The organism is Burkholderia sp. SIMBA_062, from assembly GCF_046534765.1.
Classification (GTDB): Bacteria; Pseudomonadota; Gammaproteobacteria; order Burkholderiales; family Burkholderiaceae; genus Burkholderia; species Burkholderia ambifaria.
Map to the genome: position 1 here is coordinate 1 of NZ_JAWRYD010000202.1, position 282 is coordinate 282.

Annotated in this window: 1 protein-coding gene; it reads right to left on the reverse strand. The window is 58.9% G+C overall.

The genetic code is table 11. The features are described 5' to 3' along the window. Window positions 1-282, reverse strand: a 282-nt coding sequence (locus SB786_RS36040; RefSeq protein WP_410731550.1) for an acyl-CoA dehydrogenase family protein, incomplete at both ends; no start/stop codon positions are given.

Genomic DNA, 282 nt, shown 5'->3' on the forward strand with positions numbered 1-282 from the left:
TCGTTGGTCTCGTGGTTGACCATATTGGGAATAGGCCGGACATCCAGGCCTTTGCCGATGGCGTCGTGCAGGTCGACCAGGAAGCAGGACAGGCCTTCGGACTTTTTCTTCACATCGGCCAGCGGCGTGGTACGCGCCAGCAGGATCATCATGTCCGAGTGCTGGACGCGGGAAATCCATACCTTTTGCCCGTTGACCACGTAACGATCACCCTTCTTGACCGCTGTGGTACGTAGCTTGGTGGTATCGGTGCCGGTGGTAGGCTCGGTCACGGCCATGGAC